Source organism: Micromonospora olivasterospora, assembly GCF_007830265.1.
GTDB lineage: Bacteria > Actinomycetota > Actinomycetes > Mycobacteriales > Micromonosporaceae > Micromonospora > Micromonospora olivasterospora.
This window is the reverse complement of sequence record NZ_VLKE01000001.1, coordinates 2,949,603-2,964,787: the sequence shown is the minus strand read 5'-3', so window position 1 is coordinate 2,964,787 and position 15,185 is coordinate 2,949,603. Positions and strand designations below refer to the sequence as shown.

Below are 15,185 nucleotides of genomic sequence, written 5' to 3'. Positions count from 1 at the left end.
GGCCGCCGGCGCAGGCGGGCGGGTCGGCGATTGCGGTTGCGCCGGCCCGGCGGGCGGGTTGATATGGGTGGGTGACCATCCGCCGGGTGACCGACGAGGAACGGCAGGCCACCTCCTTCCCGCTCCAGGCGTACGCCTTCGAGGCGTCCCCGAAGCGGCCCGAACGGGCCGAGGAGTTCCGCCGCTACCTGCCGTACGTGGCGGCCAGCCGAACGCTGGTCGTCGAGGAGGACGGCGAGCCGCTCGCCACGGCCTCGGCCATCCCCATGCGGCAGAACCTGCGCGGTTCCGTGCTGCCGATGGCCGGCATCGCCGGGGTGGCCAGCCATCCCCTGGCCCGCCGGCGCGGGCACGTCCGCGCCCTGCTGCACCGGCTCCTCGACGACATGCGCGACGAGGGGCATCTGCTGAGCGCGCTGTACCCGTTTCGCGCCTCGTTCTACGAGCAGTTCGGCTACGTCGGGCTGCCCAAGTCGCGTGGCGTCGCGTTCTCCCCGGCCGGCCTGGCCCCGCTGCTGCGCGCCGAGCTGCCCGGCGAGCTGGGCTGGGAGCGGATCGGCACGGGGTACGCCGAGCACCGGGCGTTCACCGAGCGCTGCCTGGCCGAGCGGCACGGCTTCGTCCTCTTCCCCGAGACCCGGGCGGTGTCGCTACGCGACGACGACGAGCGGTGGCTGGTCAGCGCCCGGCGCGACGGTACGACGGTCGGCGTGCTGACGTACACGATCGACGACTTCGGCGGCGAGCTGGCCGCCGACGATCTCCTGTGCGCCGACCCGTACGCCCGTGCCCTGCTGTTGCAGTTCCTCGCCCGGCACGTCGACCAGGTGGACCGGGTGCGCCTGCGGGTGCCGGCCGACGAGCTGCCCGAGCTGTGGCTGACCGACCTGGACGTGCACGTCGAGGCCCGCGTCGCCCGGCCCGGCTCGTCGGCGCCGATGGCCCGGCTGCTCTCCCTGGACGCGCTGGCCGGCCTGCCGGCGGGGCCGGGCCGGGCCCGGGTGGAGCTGACCGGGGACCGCTGGCTGGGCGGCAGCCACCTCCTCGACGGCGCGACCGGCCGGCTGGAGCTGGTGGCCGGGACGGCCGGGGGTGACGCGCCGGCGGCCACGCTCACCGCCGCGGGGCTGTCCGCCCTGGCGTACGGGGTGCTGGACCCGGCCGAGGTGGACGTCCGGGGCCTGGGCCGGGTGCCGCCGGACGCCGCCGCGGAGCTCCGCCGCCTCTTCCCCCGTCACCTGCCCTACCTGTACGCGAGCTTCTAGTTACTAGCCGCGGGGCGGTCAGTACGGGTTGCCCTGGCCGGCGGGGCGGGCCCTCAGCAGGCCGGCGGGGCGGCCGGGGAGGTCGGGGGCGGCGGACAGCGGCGGGCTGTCGGTGTGGGCACGGTCGGCCATCCCGGCGAAGAGGTCGCGCAGCGCCTTCACCGCGTCCACCGCGGGCCGCCAGTCCAGCTCGGCCTCTGCCCGCTCGCTGGACATCAGCGGCGCCTCCAGGGCCAGCTTCACCCAGCCGGCGTCTACCGGCTGCAGGCGGGCCAGCCACGTCAGCGCCGCCGCGCCGCGCAGCAGCGGGGCGGTCACCGGCACGGTCCAGCCGTGGAAGTGCCGGGCCACCAGCTCCGGCGTGAGCACCGGGTCGGCCGCGAGGTTGAACGCGCCACGCGCGTCGCCGAGCACCGCCCTGGCGTACGCGTCGGCCACGTCGTCGGCGTGGACCGCCTGCATCCGCAGCCGGCGGTTGGTGGGCACCAGGGGGATGCGGCCGTACCGGAGCAGGCGCACCGGGGCCAGCGGCCCGAGGAAGTACCGGGTGATCTGCGTGCCGGCGGCGCGCTGGAACGTCAGCCCCGGCCGCATCCGCGCCACCCGCAGCCCCGGGTGCTCCCGCTCCACCTCGTCGAGCAGCGCCTCCACCTCCGCCTTGTGCGCGCTGTACGACGAGCCGGGCACCCCCGTCGCCGGCCACCGCTCGCTGACCGGGTGGTCCTTCGGGCCGGCGGCGTACGTGCCCACGGACGACGCGTACACCAGGGCGGGCACCTGGGCGCTCAGCACCGCCTCGACGACCGCCCTGCTGCCGTCGACGTTGGTCCGGCGCAGCGTCCGCTGGTCGTGGCTGGGCTGGATCTGCCAGGCCAGGTGCACCACCGCGTCCGCCCCGGCGAAGACCATCCCGAGCTGCTCGGGGGCGCCGGGCGCCCCGATGTCGCACGAGTGCCACTCCACCGAGTCGTACGGCTCCCCGGCGTCCGGCCCGGGCAGCCGCCGTGCCACCCCGACCAGCTCGACGCCCCGTTCCCGGCGCAGCCGACGCACCAGGGCCGTCCCGACGTTGCCGCTGGCCCCCACCACCACGATCCGCATGCCAGGCCCGGTACCCGCTGGGCCGGAAGCAAACCCCCGCAACGGTCAGGGACGCGGCGAGGTGGGTGCCCAACCCCGCTTCTGCTTCCGGTCCCGGCGGCCCCCGGTGGCGGCCAGGCAGCGCGGGCAGATCCACCCGACCGGGTCCGCCTCGGTGAGCATGTCGGTCGAGGAGTGCTCGAACCGCACGTGCGGAAACCGGCGCAGCCGGGTCCGGCTCAGGGGCAGCCCGCACAGCGTCTGGTTCTGGCCGGGCAGCCAGGCGTGCACCTCGCCCCCGGGCTGGCGTACCCCGTCGGGGCCGGTCTCCTCGCTCGACGCCGCCACGGCCGGGGTGCTGGTCATCCTCATGCCGCCACCGTTCCCCGAGGACGTCCGGCGTATCCCTCCCCGCGCCGTCCCGCACTCCGGGTGAGCCGTGCCGTCCCTCGCCGCCGGCACCCACCGAGGGTTTGAAATCGTGACCACCTTGACAGGTGTACGACGTACACCTACGTTGCGTTCAGGAGGGTGTACGTCGTACACCTAATGGGAGGGGAAGTGAAAGCGATCGTCCAAGACCGATACGGTCCCCCGGAGACGCTCAAGCTCGCGTACGTCGACGCGCCGGCGCCTGCCGCCGACGAGGTCCTCGTGCGGGTCGAGGCCGCCGCGCTCAACGCGTACGACTGGCACGCCATGCGTGGCGATCCACGGATGGCGCGGTTGTCCATGGGCCGGTCAGGGCCCCGCGCACGCATCCGTGGCCGCGACTTCGCCGGCCGGGTCGAGGCCGTTGGCCCCGACGTTCGACGGGTACGCCCCGGCGACGCCGTCTTCGGCGACCTCGGCGACGCCAACAGCGCGTTCGCCGAGTACGTCTGCGCGCCCGCGGCTCTGGTCGCGCCGAAGCCGGCGAACCTGACGCCGCAGCAGGCGGCCGCCCTGCCGCTGGCCGGCGTCACCGCGCTCATGGGACTGTGCGACGTCGGGCAGGTCGAGCCTGGGCACCGCGTCCTCGTCAACGGCGCCTCCGGCGGGGTCGGCACGCTGGCCGTCCAACTGGCCAAGGCGCTCGGCGCGACCGTGACCGCAGTGTGCAGCACCCGCAACATCGACCTGGCCCGCTCCCTCGGCGCCGACCACGTCGTCGACTACACCCGAGACGACTTCACCCACGACGCCGGCCGGCACGACGTCGTACTCGACCTGGTCGGCAACCGCTCACTCACCGCGCTCCGGCGGGCGCTGACCCCGACCGGGACGCTGGTGCTCTCCGGCGGCGGCGTGTACCGCGGCGGCAGCCTCATCGGGCCGGTCTGGCTCCTCGCGCGCGGGCGGCTGCTGGCACCCTTCGTCCGGCACCGCATCGTCACACTCACAACAGCACCCAGCCGACAACACCTCGACACGCTCCGCGCCTACGCCGAGACCGGGCGCCTCACCCCGGTCATCGACCGCACCTATCCGCTCCACAAGGTGCCCCAAGCCATCCGGTACCTCGAAGGTGAACACGCGCGGGCGAAAGTGGTCATCACCATGTGACACGCCCCAGCACACAGCATGGTCGGCCGCAGACAGCCCCAGCCTGGCCCACCTGCCGCAAACGTGGAACAACTACTAATAGCAGCCGAAAACTCGCTCACGTCAGAAACATAGAAAATACTCTCAATCAGACATGAACGACACTAACGTTCGTCGTGGCTCATCCTCCTGAGCCGACGAGAAGGAGTGAGGACCATGTCGAAGACGTTTCTGACCAGGCTCGCCGGCGGGGTAGCGCTCGGGAGCGCCGCCCTGCTGTTCGGTGCGCCCGCCACCGCGTTCGCCGCGACCTACGAACCGACCAAGGAGCCCACGAGCTCGACCCAGAAGCAGTAGTCGAAGAAGGACTCCGCCGACAGCTACAAGACGTTCAAGCTGCACGACAAGGAGGGCAACGAGATCATCTGCGCGACCAACGACCAGGCGAACGAGGTTCTCGCCGCCAGCGTCATCAGCGGCAACACCTTCAAGAACAGCGTGGTCAACATCACCCAGAGCGCATCGGCCAGCGCGGAGAACGCCAACGAACAAGCCTTCATCCTCTGCGTCAGCGATGTCGACGTCGACCTGGACCTGGGCTCGTATCTGGCCACAGAACTGGCTCCTCAGCTGACCCCTGGGGCGGTCGGGGGTGCCGGTACTGACCTGTTGCAGGGTCAGCCTGCCGAGGAGAGCCTGGCGCCTGGCAGCGTGTCCGCGGCTCCGTCCGGGGTCAGGGCGCTCCCGGCCAGGTAGCCGAACTGCGGCGGCGCGGCGACCGGTGACGGTGGCACGCTCGCCCAACGCCAACCGACACCGGTGCTTCTGGCGGCCACCTCCCGTGCCGGCGTGGCCGTGCAGGCCACCATCGCCCGACCAGGGGCGGCCAGGTAGGAGCGCCAGCGGCACGCCCGGTTCCCCGTGGCGTGCCGCTGGCCTCGCCCTGGTCGCCCTCCCGCGGGTGAGATTGCGCCTGCGGCAAGATCCCCCCGGCTACCTACGAGAGCCCAAAAAAAATCCGGGTCGTGATGTCGAGAACCGGTGGCTGGCTCCGTCCCCGTGGTGAGAGTGACCAGAATGGGTCGCACCAGCATCGAGGAGAACCACGATGGCGAAGTATCTGCTGCTGAAGCACTACCGGGGCGCTCCGGCTGCGGTCAACGACGTGCCGATGGACCGGTGGACGCCGGAGGAGATCTCGGCGCACGTGCAGTACATGAACGACTTCGCGGCCCGGCTGGAGGGGACCGGCGAGTTCGTCGATGGTCAGGCGCTCTCCCCGGAGGGGACGTTCGTCCGGTACGACGGTGAGGGGCGCCCGCCGGTGACCGACGGCCCGTTCGCCGAGACGAAGGACCTGATCGCCGGTTGGATGGTGATCGACGTCGACAGCTACGAGCGGGCCATCGAGCTGGCCGGGGAACTGTCGGCCGCTCCTGGGGCGGGTGGGAAGCCGATCCACGAGTGGCTCGAGGTGCGCCCCTTCCTGGCCGCGCCGCCCACCACCACGGAGTGCCTCTTCCATGGATGAGGCTCTGCTGCGGAGCCTCACGCCGAGCGTGCTCGGAGTCCTCGTCCGCCGCGGAGCCGACTTCGCGGCGGCCGAGGACGCCGTGCAGGACGCGCTGGTGGAGGCGGTCCGCGTCTGGCCGACCGACCCGCCGCGGGATGCGAAGGGTTGGCTGGTCGCCGTGGCCTGGCGCCGGTTCCTCGACGCGGCCCGGTCGGATGCCGCCCGCCGCCGGCGTGAGGACCTCGTCGACGCCGAGCCGGCGTCCGGGCCCACGCCGGCGGTGGACGACACGCTCCAGCTGTACTTTTTGTGCGCCCACCCGTCGCTGACGCCGTCGTCGGCGGTCGCGCTCACGCTGCGCGCCGTCGGCGGGTTGACCACCCACCAGATCGCCCAGGCCTACCTGGTGCCCGAGGCGACCATGGCGCAGCGCATCAGCCGGGCCAAGCGCACCGTCTCTGGGGTGCGGTTCGACCAGCCCGGCGACGTCGCCACCGTGCTGCGCGTCCTCTACCTGGTCTTCAACGAGGGCTACTCCGGTGACATAGATCTGGCCGCCGAGGCCATCCGGCTCACCCGGCAACTCGCGGCCACGTTCGACCACCCCGAGGTGGCAGGGCTGCTCGCCCTCATGCTGCTGCACCACGCCCGGCGCGCCGCCCGGACCGCGCCCGACGGCAGCCTGGTGCCCCTCGCGGAGCAGGACCGCGGCCGGTGGGACACGATGATGATCGCCGAGGGCGTCGAGATCCTGCAGGCAGCCCTGGCCCGCGACCGACTGGGCGAGTACCAGGCCCAGGCCGCCATCGCGGCACTGCACGCCGACGCGCCCACCGCCGCGGAGACCGACTGGGTGCAGATCGTCGAGTGGTACGACGAACTGGCCCGCCTGACCGACAACCCGGTCGTGCGGCTCAACCGCGCGGTGGCCGTCGGCGAGGCCGACGGGCCACGCGCCGGCCTGGCGGCCCTCGCCGCGCTCGACGACACACTGCCCCGCCACACCGCGGCGGCGGCGTACCTGCACGAACGCGACGGCAACCTGACCACGGCGGCACGCCTGTACGCCGAAGCCGCTCACAAGGCCCCCAACCTCGCCGAACGCGACCACCTGACTCGCCAGGCCGCCCGACTCAACACCCACCAGCGTCGCTGACGGATCGCTGCCCGGCGGTCGCCAGAGAGGCGGACCGGGGCGACCGCCGCGGCGTGGACGCCGATGGCCACGAGTCAGGCGACATCTCAAGAAGGTCCTTGCCTCCCTTGCCGACCCGCCCGCCGACGGACCACCGCCGAGGTCCACGACTACGTCGACGAACACGTCGGCGTGCTCGCCGCCATGTGGCGCAAGCGATCCCGCTCCTACGCCCAACTCGGCTTCACCGCGGTCGACGGCGGCGGTTGATCGGCTGTCGAGTCAGCGGAGCCCGGCCCGGTCGAGGCGGTCCAGCAGGCTCGGCTTACGGGCATGCCGCTCCCGCAGCTGCCGCACCCGCCGGTGGAACGCCTCGGTGTCGCCGTCCCGTTCGGCCAGCGCCTTCAGGTCGGACATCAGGGCGACGGCGGCGTCGTACTCCTTCGGCTTCTTCGTCTCGATCATCGTGGCCACCCGCTGCCACGCCTGCTCCTGACGCCCGGCGAGCGCGTTCAGGTGTTGCTCGCGGGCGGCGGCGGCCGCCCGCTCCCGACGCTCCCGCTCGGCCGCCTCACGCTCGCGGGCCAGCCGCTGCCGTTCCAACCAGCGCTCCCCCGCGGCGGCCAACAGCTCCCCGACCGTGCGGCGACCGCCGGTGCTCTCGTTCGGGGTCGTGCCGTGGAAGCGAGCCAGCAGCTCCGACCGCAGGTGAGCGTCGCCGCCGCGCAACAGCCGTACGACAACGTCGTCCTTCTCCGCCTCGGGCAGCGACTTCACCCAGCGGGACAGCGCCGCCATCGACGGCGTCTTCTCCTTCAGCGGCATGCTGGTCTCGGCTGCCACGGCGAGCAGATCCGGATCCAGCCGCAAGAAGTCGACCAGGGCGCCCAGCGGCCCAGACAGCTCCCCGAGGCCGGGCGGGACGGGTGGCTCCGGTTCGTCGTCGTTCACCTCGCGGCCCTGTACGCACAGCAGCCACGCCAGGTACAGCAGCCGCCGATCTCCGGCGGCCAACTCGGCCCGAGCGGGAAGGATCGCGGCGAGGTGACCCCCGCCCTCGTAGACGTCGTCGCCGTCCTCGTCCTCGCTGTACAGGTCGAGGATCACGTGTGTGCGGGTCGCCCACGAACAGGCCGACTCCCCGACGCAGTACTGGGCGGCCGTGCGCGGATCGAGCACCGCGATCGGTAGCCGCAGCGCGACCCGGTGGGTTCGCCAGTTCGCCAGGTACAGGAACGCGTCGAAGTACCGCTGCATCCACTCCCGCGGGTCACCCTTCAGGTCACCCCACTGATAGTCGTTGACGAAACTCGACGACGTGATCCGCGCCCGCGTCGACAACGACCGCAGCTCACGCTGCTGCGTCACCGTCAACGGCCGATCGACCGCCACGAACTCGTAGTACTGGTACTCACTCACCGCCAGCCCCATCCGCCATGATGATCATCCGACCGCCCAGTGCCGGTACGCCTCGATCCACTCCGCGCCGCGCGGCGGCGGCTCCGGCAACGGAAGATCCAGAATCCCGATCGCCTGACGGATCCGACCGCGATGGCAGATCGCGACCACTTCGCCGTGGCGCAGGTCAACCCGCCGCACCGTCACCTCGACACCCAGAACCTGCGTCGTGAAGGGCACCGCCAGATTGTCCTCGATCATCGTGTAGAGGCCGGTCAGCTGCTCATCGTCGTTATAGGCGTCGACCGTCGCCTCGCCGACCAACGCGTCCAACTCGGCCCGGCTGAGTGAACCCACCGCAGCACCCTACGACAGCCCCGCATCTCGTCCTGAACCACTGTGTCCACCGAGCCGGTCGCTACTCGGAGCGGCCTGCCAGAGGGCGGCCGGCCCGACATGCTGCTTATCAGCACGAAGTGTCCGGCCAACATCGCGATGGCGCGGTTCGTCGCCCGCAGCCCCAGCCTGCGTCCTCACATCGAAGCCGCCTGGTACCGACGCACACCCGACGGCGTGCTGTAAACCGTCGCGTGACACGGACGGCATCGGGAGGCGGACGCGCGCAGGCGGCAGGATGGGCGCATGTTCATCCTGCGCGCGACCGCGAAGCTACGGCAACGCATCGGCCCGCTCGCCCCGCATGACGGCGAGCGGGCCACGACGGTGCTCGGCGACTGGTACGCCACCGTGCTTCCGTGGCGACCGCAGGTCGCGCTGCTCGTCAACGAACGCACATTGCTGCCGGCGCTCATGCCCCTCGCTCCGGCCGTCACCATGCCAGCCCGGGCCTCCGACCAGGTCGGCGCGGTGCTCACCGCCCACGGCGTGCCCGACCTGGTGATCCGAGGCGAGGTCGACCAGATGCGCCAGTGGCGGATCGCGCCGACGGCCAACCGCAGCATCGTCGGCATCATGAACGACTTCGCCTTCCTCGCCGACACCTGGCGCAACGCCGCCAAGCCGAACCTCCTCGATCTCGCCGTGCGGCTGGCCGCGACACCGTGCAGCCCGCTCTACCAGCGCCATGTGAGCCCCGACCGGGAGCTCGCGGCCATCGTGCAGCAGATCAGCTCGTGAGGATCATGGGGATGCCGGTGACGGTCACCAAGCCCTCGTCCGACGCTCCGTCGGGGTAGCCCTGTACAGAGTCTGACGGCAGAACAGCGGGCCGGCTGAGAGACTGCCCACGGGCGGCGCTGCCGACCGGCGGAGCGTCGCCCCGGGTAAGCTGCCGTCCATGCAGCCCGCCTCGAAGCTGGAGCGCCGGGTGGTGACCGCTGCCGAGCAGGCATTGCGGCACAAGCGTTACGTGAGCCCGCTCGACGTGCTGACCGGGATGGGCTGGGTGCCGCTCGGGCTGGTGACGGACTGGCGGCAGGGCCGGGCGCCGCACCTGGAAGCGGTCGCGGCGGTGTCGGCGGACCGGCTCGCTGACGCGCTGCAGGTGTTCCGCCGCTGGGTAGCCAGTCGTGGCCTGCGCCCCAGCCAGGTCGAGTATCTCGCCGCCACCCGCGACCGGCGGCCGCTGCGCTTCACCGCCGCTGGCGATCTCACGCTGGAATTGACGTACCGCACGCACTGGACGCCGGCGGACCTGCCGGAGCGGCAGCAGGAGCGGCTGGCTGGCCGGCAGAGCAAGCCGCCGGACCTGGTGGTGGTGCAGCCGCTGAAGGCGTTCACCTGCGTCGGCTGCGGGCGCACGGACGCCGACATGCTGATGATGGAGGACGCCGGGCCGGCGTGTCTCACCTGCGCTGACCTCGATCACCTGGTGTTCCTGCCAGCCGGCGACGCGGCGCTGACCCGTCGGGCCAAACAGGCCAGCCGGCTCTCGGCGGTGGTGGTGCGGTTCAGCCGCTCCCGGAAGCGCCACGAGCGGCAGGGACTGCTGGTCGAGGAGGCCGCGGTCGAGCAGGCCGAGCGCCAGTGTCTCTCCGACGAGGAGGCCCGTGCCCGCCGCCGCGAGCGGGACCGGCAGCGGCGAGCGGCCGCGGACGAGCGGTTCCAGCAGGATCTGGCCGAACGGATCGGCCGGCTGTTCCCCAGATGTCCGCCGATGCGGGCGGCGGCGATCAGCCGACACACCGGCACCCGCGGCAGCGGCCGGGTGGGGCGCAGCGCAGCCGGTCGGGCCCTTGACCCGGACGCCGTGACCCGGGCCGTGGTCGCCTCCGTGCGGCACGAGGACACCGCGTACGACGAGCTGCTGATGGCCGGTGTGCCCCGGGAGCAGGCCCGGGAACGGGTCCGGGACGACATCGATCGGGTCCTCGAACGGTGGCGGCGCCCGGCCTGAGCGCCAGACCCCGTCCCGCCCCGAACCTCGCTGGTCGGCTCACAGTTCTGCTGAGAAACAGCAGGTCGGACGCGTTGTGAACCGGAGGTGGCACCTGGTTACAGCTAGGCGGCCGGGAAACGGCTCGGCCCGCTCAAGGTAGTCCGGGTGGCAGGGAATCAGCGGTTGCCGAGCAGGGCCCGTGCGACGTCGGCCGGGTCGCTCAGGCGTGGCAGCGGAAAGCTGTCACCACTGTCCGGCTCGGTGGGTGATGGATCGGCGCGGCGTCGTTGCGGGATCTCGATCGCTGGCCTGCCGTCGAGGCGGAGGCCGGCCGGGGCGTGGCCGGCGGCGCGCAGTGCGGCCAGGGTTTCGGCCTGCGATTTTGCGGTGGCGAGCACGGTCGGGGCGAGCCGGACCAGGTGCAGGGCCTGCAGCGAGCGGGTGTTGAGGATTTCGGTGAGCAGTGTTTCGTCGTCGCTGCACAGGCAGCAGCCGGCTGGGCGTACCTGAACGCGGCCGTATCGGCGGGCTACGTCGTTGATCAGGTACGTGAGTGTCTGCGGCACCCGGCCGCCTTCGGCCACCTCGGTGATCCGGGCCAGCAGATCCGCCGGGGTGCTTCCGGCGTCGAGTGCGCCGCGGACGCTGGCCGGCGAGAAGCGCCAGGTCCAGGCGCCGCTGCGGGACTCCGGCCGGGCCGCGCCGTCCAGCAGCGCCAGCAGGTTGGCCGACGGGGTGCCGGTCACCACCGCGGTGAGGTCGTTCTGCAACAGGACCGTGCTGCGGGACCGGGGCAGCATGGCCTGAGCGTGCCGATGAGTCGCGTCGGCGTCACCGGTCAGCAGGCTACGGCAGAGCCTCGTCGCTGTTCCGTGAGCAAGCAGGCCGAGCCGGTGGGCTTCCCGCCAGATGCCGGTGACATATCGGTGCAGATCCTCGTCGGCCTGGTCGGTCAGGACGGGGCTCTGCCAGGCCAGCCGGTCGGCGAGCGCGCCGGGGTCGGTGGCATGCCCTTCGGGTAAGACATCGGCGAGCGTACGCAAGGCCAGGGCACGCAGACCCGTCAAAATCATCTCCTCGCCCTCGTTCCAGTAGAGGACACGGGAGGAGACCGCGGTGGAGTCGGCGGGGGCGAGCGGGCACGCGGGCATCGTCAGCCAGGTGTCGACGAGGTCCAGCAGCTGGTCCGCGGGTTCGGCGGCGGCGAACTCGTCATAGGCCGCCGAGAGGGCCAGACCGGTGCCCGAGGCCTCGGTGAGGCCGCCCGCGGCGAGCAGTTCGATGATCAGGCGGACATGGTCCTCGTCCAGGCCGGACGACTTGGCGATTCGGCGGACCTCGCGTACGCCCAGACCGCCGGTCTTGAGCAGCGGCACCGGGCGGCCGCTCATGGTTCCGGCGATCGCGGTGATGGCGGCGAGGGTCTGCGAGGCGGCGGCTGCGGCCTCCCGTTCGGCGTCCCTGGGCTCGACGGGAGTGGTAGGCAGGGCCGGCGGCTGCGGGTCGAACGCAGCGACGTAGCCCTCCCGCAGCGCGAGCGCGACCTCGCGGGGCATCTCCTCGACGCCCCATGCGGAGCCGACGACGAGACCACGCTCGGCGGCCCACGGCAGCCCCACCCCGGCCGACCCGAACATGATCCCTCGCACATGGAAGGACGGTGCCGGCCGCGAGGCGAGCGCGGCGAGCCGGGCGCGAACATCGGCGGGGGCCTGCGCCACGAGTCGGCGCACGTTCTCCGGCCGCGCCAGCCAGCCGACCAGCGCAACGATCAACTCGTCCTTGCCGCGGCCCGCTACGGGGATGCCGTACACCTTCGCCAGCCTGCGCAGCTCGTTCATGTTCCGTCCGGCGAGCAGCTCGGCGGCACCGGGTCCGAGGCCCAGCGGGTGCGGCCACATCGGGCTCAGATGTGCCGCCGCGAAGCCGTCGGCGTACGGCCAGATCAGAGCGAGCCCGGTGAGCCGGCGCAGCGCCGCGGCCAGGTCCGCGTCGCCCTCCGGTACGCCCAACAGCGCCGCCAGCCGCGCAGTGGTGCACCCATCGCCCAGCGCCGCGGCGGCCTCGCCCACCTGGAGCTGCGGCAGGGTAAGCGACGCACAGGCAGCCACCATCGACGACGGGTGAAGCAGCCGTACGGCGAGCTGGTCGGCGGTCTGCGGCGCAGGCTCGATGGTCGTGTCGCGACGTTTCGCGACCAGAGCGGTGAGCTGCTCCTGGGTCAGGGCGCGAAGGTGAACGGCGAGGGACTGCACCCCGCCAACATACGACGCCCCTCCCCGCCGGACGCGACAGGTACGCCATGCGGGGGACCGTGCCGCAAGGTGTGGATCATCAGCGCGACCCGGCTTGTGGCGCGTGCTGCCGGTTTGACCCCCTCCGTTTGAGTATCCGTTTTGGGTGGACTCAATGTGCCAGAACCCGAACCGCATTCCGCAGCTCAGGGGCCAGTCGTGACGGTTTCACCGGTAGCCAGGCGGGTCGCCTGACGGGGACTACGCCACCCTGCCCCTGCCGGACATCTCCACCGTGGCGCTCGACAGCCGCCGCGCCGCACAGACCGCCGCCCGGGACGCCACCGGCCCGACCTGGCAGCCGTCGGACCTCGTCTTCGCCACCCGCAACGGTCGGCCGGTCGAGCCGCGCAACTTCAACCGCTTCAGGGACCGGCGCTGCGATGTGGCGGGAGCCCGGCGGATCACCGTCCGGGATGCCCGGCGTACCTGCGCCTCGCTCCTTGCAGACCTGGACGCCCATCCCCGGGTGGCGATGCAGATCCTCTCGACACGCTCAGTTCGCCATCACCATGGAGATCTACACGGGGGACTGTGTCGCCTCGCGGCGCCGGGACGCGCCCCTGACCAGCGGCGACGCGTGATGTCGCCAAGCGTCATTCCAGGGTTGGGTGCTCGGTGGCGCTCGCATACTAAAGCCAAAAACCCGACAAATACCCCGACAGGAAGAGGCAAAGGTGGTGATGGTGGGCTATTTTCCCAGTTCAAAGGTGGGCCGCCTGGGACTCGAACCCAGAACCTAAGGATTAAAAGTAGGCTAGAACGAGACAAAGTGTCGCAATGCTCTGCTGTCCGGGTTCCGGGCGCGTGGTCCGGCCGCGTTTGCGCTGGTCCGCGCCGCGTCTCCGTAGCGTGATGTCGCGAAATGTGGCCTGTCGAGGTGCGAATCCAGGAACCGCGCGGTGAATCCGTCCGGCATCGGAACATCCGAGCACCCGTGGAGCACCCGTGATGCCGATACGGGCCGCTCGTTGCCCGTTCAGGCGTGACCCCGGGGGTTCGCCACCACCGCAATTGCCGGATGGAGCGATCGTCGCAATACTGTTACGATTGCTCCATGTCGAGGCGTACGGCGTTGGCTGCGATCAGCCCGGTGGTCAGCGAGCAGTGGGGCATGATCACCGCGGGACAGGCTCGCGGTCTTGGTGTGTCCCGGCAGGATCTGAAACGACTCGTCGATGACGGCACGCTTGCCATCGTGGATCAGGCTGCGCGCGTGTATCGGCTCACGGGCGTGCCCGAAGACCCGGAGCTGGATCCGCTACGCGCGGCCTGGCTGCAACTCGGGGGCGCCAAGTCGTGGCACGAACGCGCGGCCGTCCCCGATGCCATCGTCAGCCACCGCAGCGCCGCACATCTGCGCGACCTCGGTGACCTGATTCCACACGAGCACGAGTTCTACGCCACCACTCGGCTGCGACCTCGCCGCAACGACATCAAGCTCCGCGTACGTTCGCAGATCGCCCCGGATAGTTGGGAGGTCTGGGGTGGCCTGCCGGTACGGACCGTGTCAGCGATCATCGATGATCTGCTCACCGACGGGGAGGACGAGTCCGCGGTGGCACAGGTCGTGCAGGACGCCCTCGCTCTGGGCCTTCTGCACAAAGACGCGCTCAAGGCCATCGTCGCGCCACACGCGGTCGCCTACGGCCACTCCGACCCGGCAGATTTCTTCCGGGTGCTCGTCGGCGAGGGGACGCGTTGATGAACGGCCGGCCCACGTTCCGGTATGAGACGCCTTCGGCGTTCCGGACAGCACTCAAGGAACGCTTCGGGCAGATCGCGCGAGCTGACCGGCGCTATCGACTCGACGAACTCCAGCGTCAGTTCGCCTACGACCGGGCACTCGCCCGGTTGTTCAGATCCGATGACGCCGACCGGTGGGTGCTCAAGGGCGCTGGGGCGCTGTTGGCCCGGCTCGCCACGGCCCGGCACAGCAAGGACGTCGACGTGTTCTTCAACGCTACCGACGCCGATGTCGATGACGCCGTCGACGCACTGCGCGCCGCGCTCCGGATCGACCTCGGCGATCACTTCGCCTTCGACGTCACACGCGTCGCTCCCCTCCAAGAGGAAGCCAAAGGAGCCCGCGTACACGTCAACGCCCGACTCGGCCCGGCGTCGTTTGCCGCCTTCCACATCGATGTTGTTGTCGGCACCGTCATGACAGGCACACCAGACGTCGTCGCTCCGCTGACGCCACTGAACATCGAGGGACTCGTTCGGCCGAACTATCGCGTCTTTCCGATCGCCGACCACCTGGCCGACAAGCTCTGCGCGACCATCGGTACCTACGCCCGAGACGGGCAGCCCGCGAGCAGCACCCGGGTCAAGGACCTCGTCGACATCGCCATCATCGCCATCACACACGCCATCAGCGCCGATACGCTGCGCACCGCTGTCGTCAGCAACGCGGCGATGCGCAAGATCGAACTTCCCGAACGATTCGTCGTGCCCGACGCCGTCGGCTGGGCCGCACGCTACCCGAGAGTCGCAGCAGAGGCACCCGGCACAGTCCCTGACTACGACACCGCCATAAGCCTCGCGAGCCAGATTTTCGACCCCGTGCTCGATGCAACAGCGATCGGCGTCTGGAACCCGTCGGCGCGAACCTGGATCCCGCAGTGATCTCGCTGTG

16 protein-coding genes and 1 pseudogene are annotated in these 15,185 nt (G+C 71.2%); 11 read left to right on the top strand and 6 right to left on the bottom strand.

Going from position 1 to position 15,185, the window contains the following annotated elements; translation table 11 throughout:
- Nucleotides 1-86: 86 nt before the first annotated feature.
- Nucleotides 87-1,265 (top strand): GNAT family N-acetyltransferase, encoded by a 1,179-nt coding sequence (locus JD77_RS13575; protein WP_342799647.1) that lies wholly within the window; start codon nucleotides 87-89, stop codon nucleotides 1,263-1,265.
- An 18-nt stretch (nucleotides 1,266-1,283) separates the two neighbouring features.
- On the opposite strand, the gene JD77_RS13570 is transcribed toward JD77_RS13575, so the two are convergent.
- Together JD77_RS13570 and JD77_RS13565 are read right to left on the bottom strand one after the other, a co-directional pair.
- Entirely contained in the window at nucleotides 1,284-2,366 is a 1,083-nt protein-coding gene (locus JD77_RS13570; RefSeq protein WP_145774710.1) for an NAD-dependent epimerase/dehydratase family protein, read from the bottom strand.
- A 45-nt stretch (nucleotides 2,367-2,411) separates the two neighbouring features.
- Nucleotides 2,412-2,717 carry a hypothetical protein gene (locus tag JD77_RS13565; protein ID WP_145774709.1) on the bottom strand — a complete coding sequence of 102 codons (306 nt, stop codon included), beginning with the start codon at nucleotides 2,715-2,717 and terminating at the stop codon, nucleotides 2,412-2,414.
- Nucleotides 2,718-2,906: 189 nt separating this feature from the next.
- On the opposite strand from JD77_RS13565, the gene JD77_RS13560 reads away from it, so the two are divergent.
- The gene (locus JD77_RS13560; RefSeq protein ID WP_145774708.1) at nucleotides 2,907-3,890 is read left to right on the top strand and encodes an NAD(P)-dependent alcohol dehydrogenase; all 984 of its coding nucleotides are present in this window, start codon (nucleotides 2,907-2,909) and stop codon (nucleotides 3,888-3,890) included.
- Between the two features lie 195 nt (nucleotides 3,891-4,085).
- Nucleotides 4,086-4,226 carry a hypothetical protein gene (locus JD77_RS32075; protein WP_170286443.1) on the top strand — a complete coding sequence of 47 codons (141 nt, stop codon included), beginning with the start codon at nucleotides 4,086-4,088 and terminating at the stop codon, nucleotides 4,224-4,226.
- Between the two features lie 23 nt (nucleotides 4,227-4,249).
- On the opposite strand, the gene JD77_RS32070 is transcribed toward JD77_RS32075, so the two are convergent.
- Nucleotides 4,250-4,414: a hypothetical protein gene (locus JD77_RS32070; protein WP_170286442.1), complete on the bottom strand. Its 165-nt coding sequence runs from the start codon at nucleotides 4,412-4,414 to the stop codon at nucleotides 4,250-4,252.
- 563 nt (nucleotides 4,415-4,977) lie between these two features.
- Here JD77_RS32070 and JD77_RS13555 point away from each other — a divergent pair.
- From JD77_RS13555 to JD77_RS13545, 3 genes are all read left to right on the top strand, one after another.
- The gene (locus tag JD77_RS13555; RefSeq protein ID WP_145774707.1) at nucleotides 4,978-5,400 is read left to right on the top strand and encodes a YciI family protein; all 423 of its coding nucleotides are present in this window, start codon (nucleotides 4,978-4,980) and stop codon (nucleotides 5,398-5,400) included.
- Nucleotides 5,393-6,538: an RNA polymerase sigma factor gene (locus JD77_RS13550; protein WP_145774706.1), complete on the top strand. Its 1,146-nt coding sequence runs from the start codon at nucleotides 5,393-5,395 to the stop codon at nucleotides 6,536-6,538. The genes JD77_RS13555 and JD77_RS13550 overlap by 8 nt, the downstream gene beginning before the upstream one ends.
- 63 nt (nucleotides 6,539-6,601) lie before the next feature.
- Nucleotides 6,602-6,787, top strand: coding sequence for a hypothetical protein (locus JD77_RS13545; protein ID WP_145774705.1), 186 nt, complete (start codon nucleotides 6,602-6,604; stop codon nucleotides 6,785-6,787).
- A gap of 12 nt (nucleotides 6,788-6,799) precedes the next feature.
- Here JD77_RS13545 and JD77_RS13540 read toward each other — a convergent pair whose 3' ends face one another.
- Together JD77_RS13540 and JD77_RS13535 are read right to left on the bottom strand one after the other, a co-directional pair.
- On the bottom strand, nucleotides 6,800-7,936 hold the full coding sequence (locus tag JD77_RS13540) for a hypothetical protein (RefSeq protein WP_145774704.1): 1,137 nt from the start codon (nucleotides 7,934-7,936) through the stop codon (nucleotides 6,800-6,802).
- A 24-nt stretch (nucleotides 7,937-7,960) separates the two neighbouring features.
- Nucleotides 7,961-8,272 carry a calcium-binding protein gene (locus JD77_RS13535; protein ID WP_145774703.1) on the bottom strand — a complete coding sequence of 104 codons (312 nt, stop codon included), beginning with the start codon at nucleotides 8,270-8,272 and terminating at the stop codon, nucleotides 7,961-7,963.
- Between the two features lie 285 nt (nucleotides 8,273-8,557).
- Between JD77_RS13535 and JD77_RS13530 the strand changes: the two genes are divergently transcribed.
- Both JD77_RS13530 and JD77_RS13525 read left to right on the top strand, forming a co-directional pair.
- Entirely contained in the window at nucleotides 8,558-9,052 is a 495-nt protein-coding gene (locus tag JD77_RS13530) for a DUF6933 domain-containing protein (RefSeq protein WP_170286441.1), read from the top strand.
- A 160-nt stretch (nucleotides 9,053-9,212) separates the two neighbouring features.
- On the top strand, nucleotides 9,213-10,271 hold the full coding sequence (locus tag JD77_RS13525) for a DUF2293 domain-containing protein (protein WP_145774702.1): 1,059 nt from the start codon (nucleotides 9,213-9,215) through the stop codon (nucleotides 10,269-10,271).
- Nucleotides 10,272-10,429: 158 nt separating this feature from the next.
- On the opposite strand, the gene JD77_RS13520 is transcribed toward JD77_RS13525, so the two are convergent.
- The gene (locus JD77_RS13520; protein WP_145774701.1) at nucleotides 10,430-12,508 is read right to left on the bottom strand and encodes a helicase-associated domain-containing protein; all 2,079 of its coding nucleotides are present in this window, start codon (nucleotides 12,506-12,508) and stop codon (nucleotides 10,430-10,432) included.
- 244 nt (nucleotides 12,509-12,752) lie between these two features.
- On the opposite strand from JD77_RS13520, the pseudogene JD77_RS35140 reads away from it, so the two are divergent.
- The 3 genes and pseudogenes from JD77_RS35140 to JD77_RS13505 form a co-directional block, all read left to right on the top strand.
- A pseudogene (locus JD77_RS35140) lies at nucleotides 12,753-13,131 on the top strand (tyrosine-type recombinase/integrase); the annotation flags it as partial.
- Between the two features lie 473 nt (nucleotides 13,132-13,604).
- Nucleotides 13,605-14,252 (top strand): type IV toxin-antitoxin system AbiEi family antitoxin domain-containing protein, encoded by a 648-nt coding sequence (locus tag JD77_RS13510; RefSeq protein WP_145774700.1) that lies wholly within the window; start codon nucleotides 13,605-13,607, stop codon nucleotides 14,250-14,252.
- The gene (locus JD77_RS13505; RefSeq protein WP_145774699.1) at nucleotides 14,252-15,175 is read left to right on the top strand and encodes a nucleotidyl transferase AbiEii/AbiGii toxin family protein; all 924 of its coding nucleotides are present in this window, start codon (nucleotides 14,252-14,254) and stop codon (nucleotides 15,173-15,175) included. The genes JD77_RS13510 and JD77_RS13505 overlap by 1 nt, the downstream gene beginning before the upstream one ends.
- Nucleotides 15,176-15,185 lie beyond the last annotated feature (10 nt).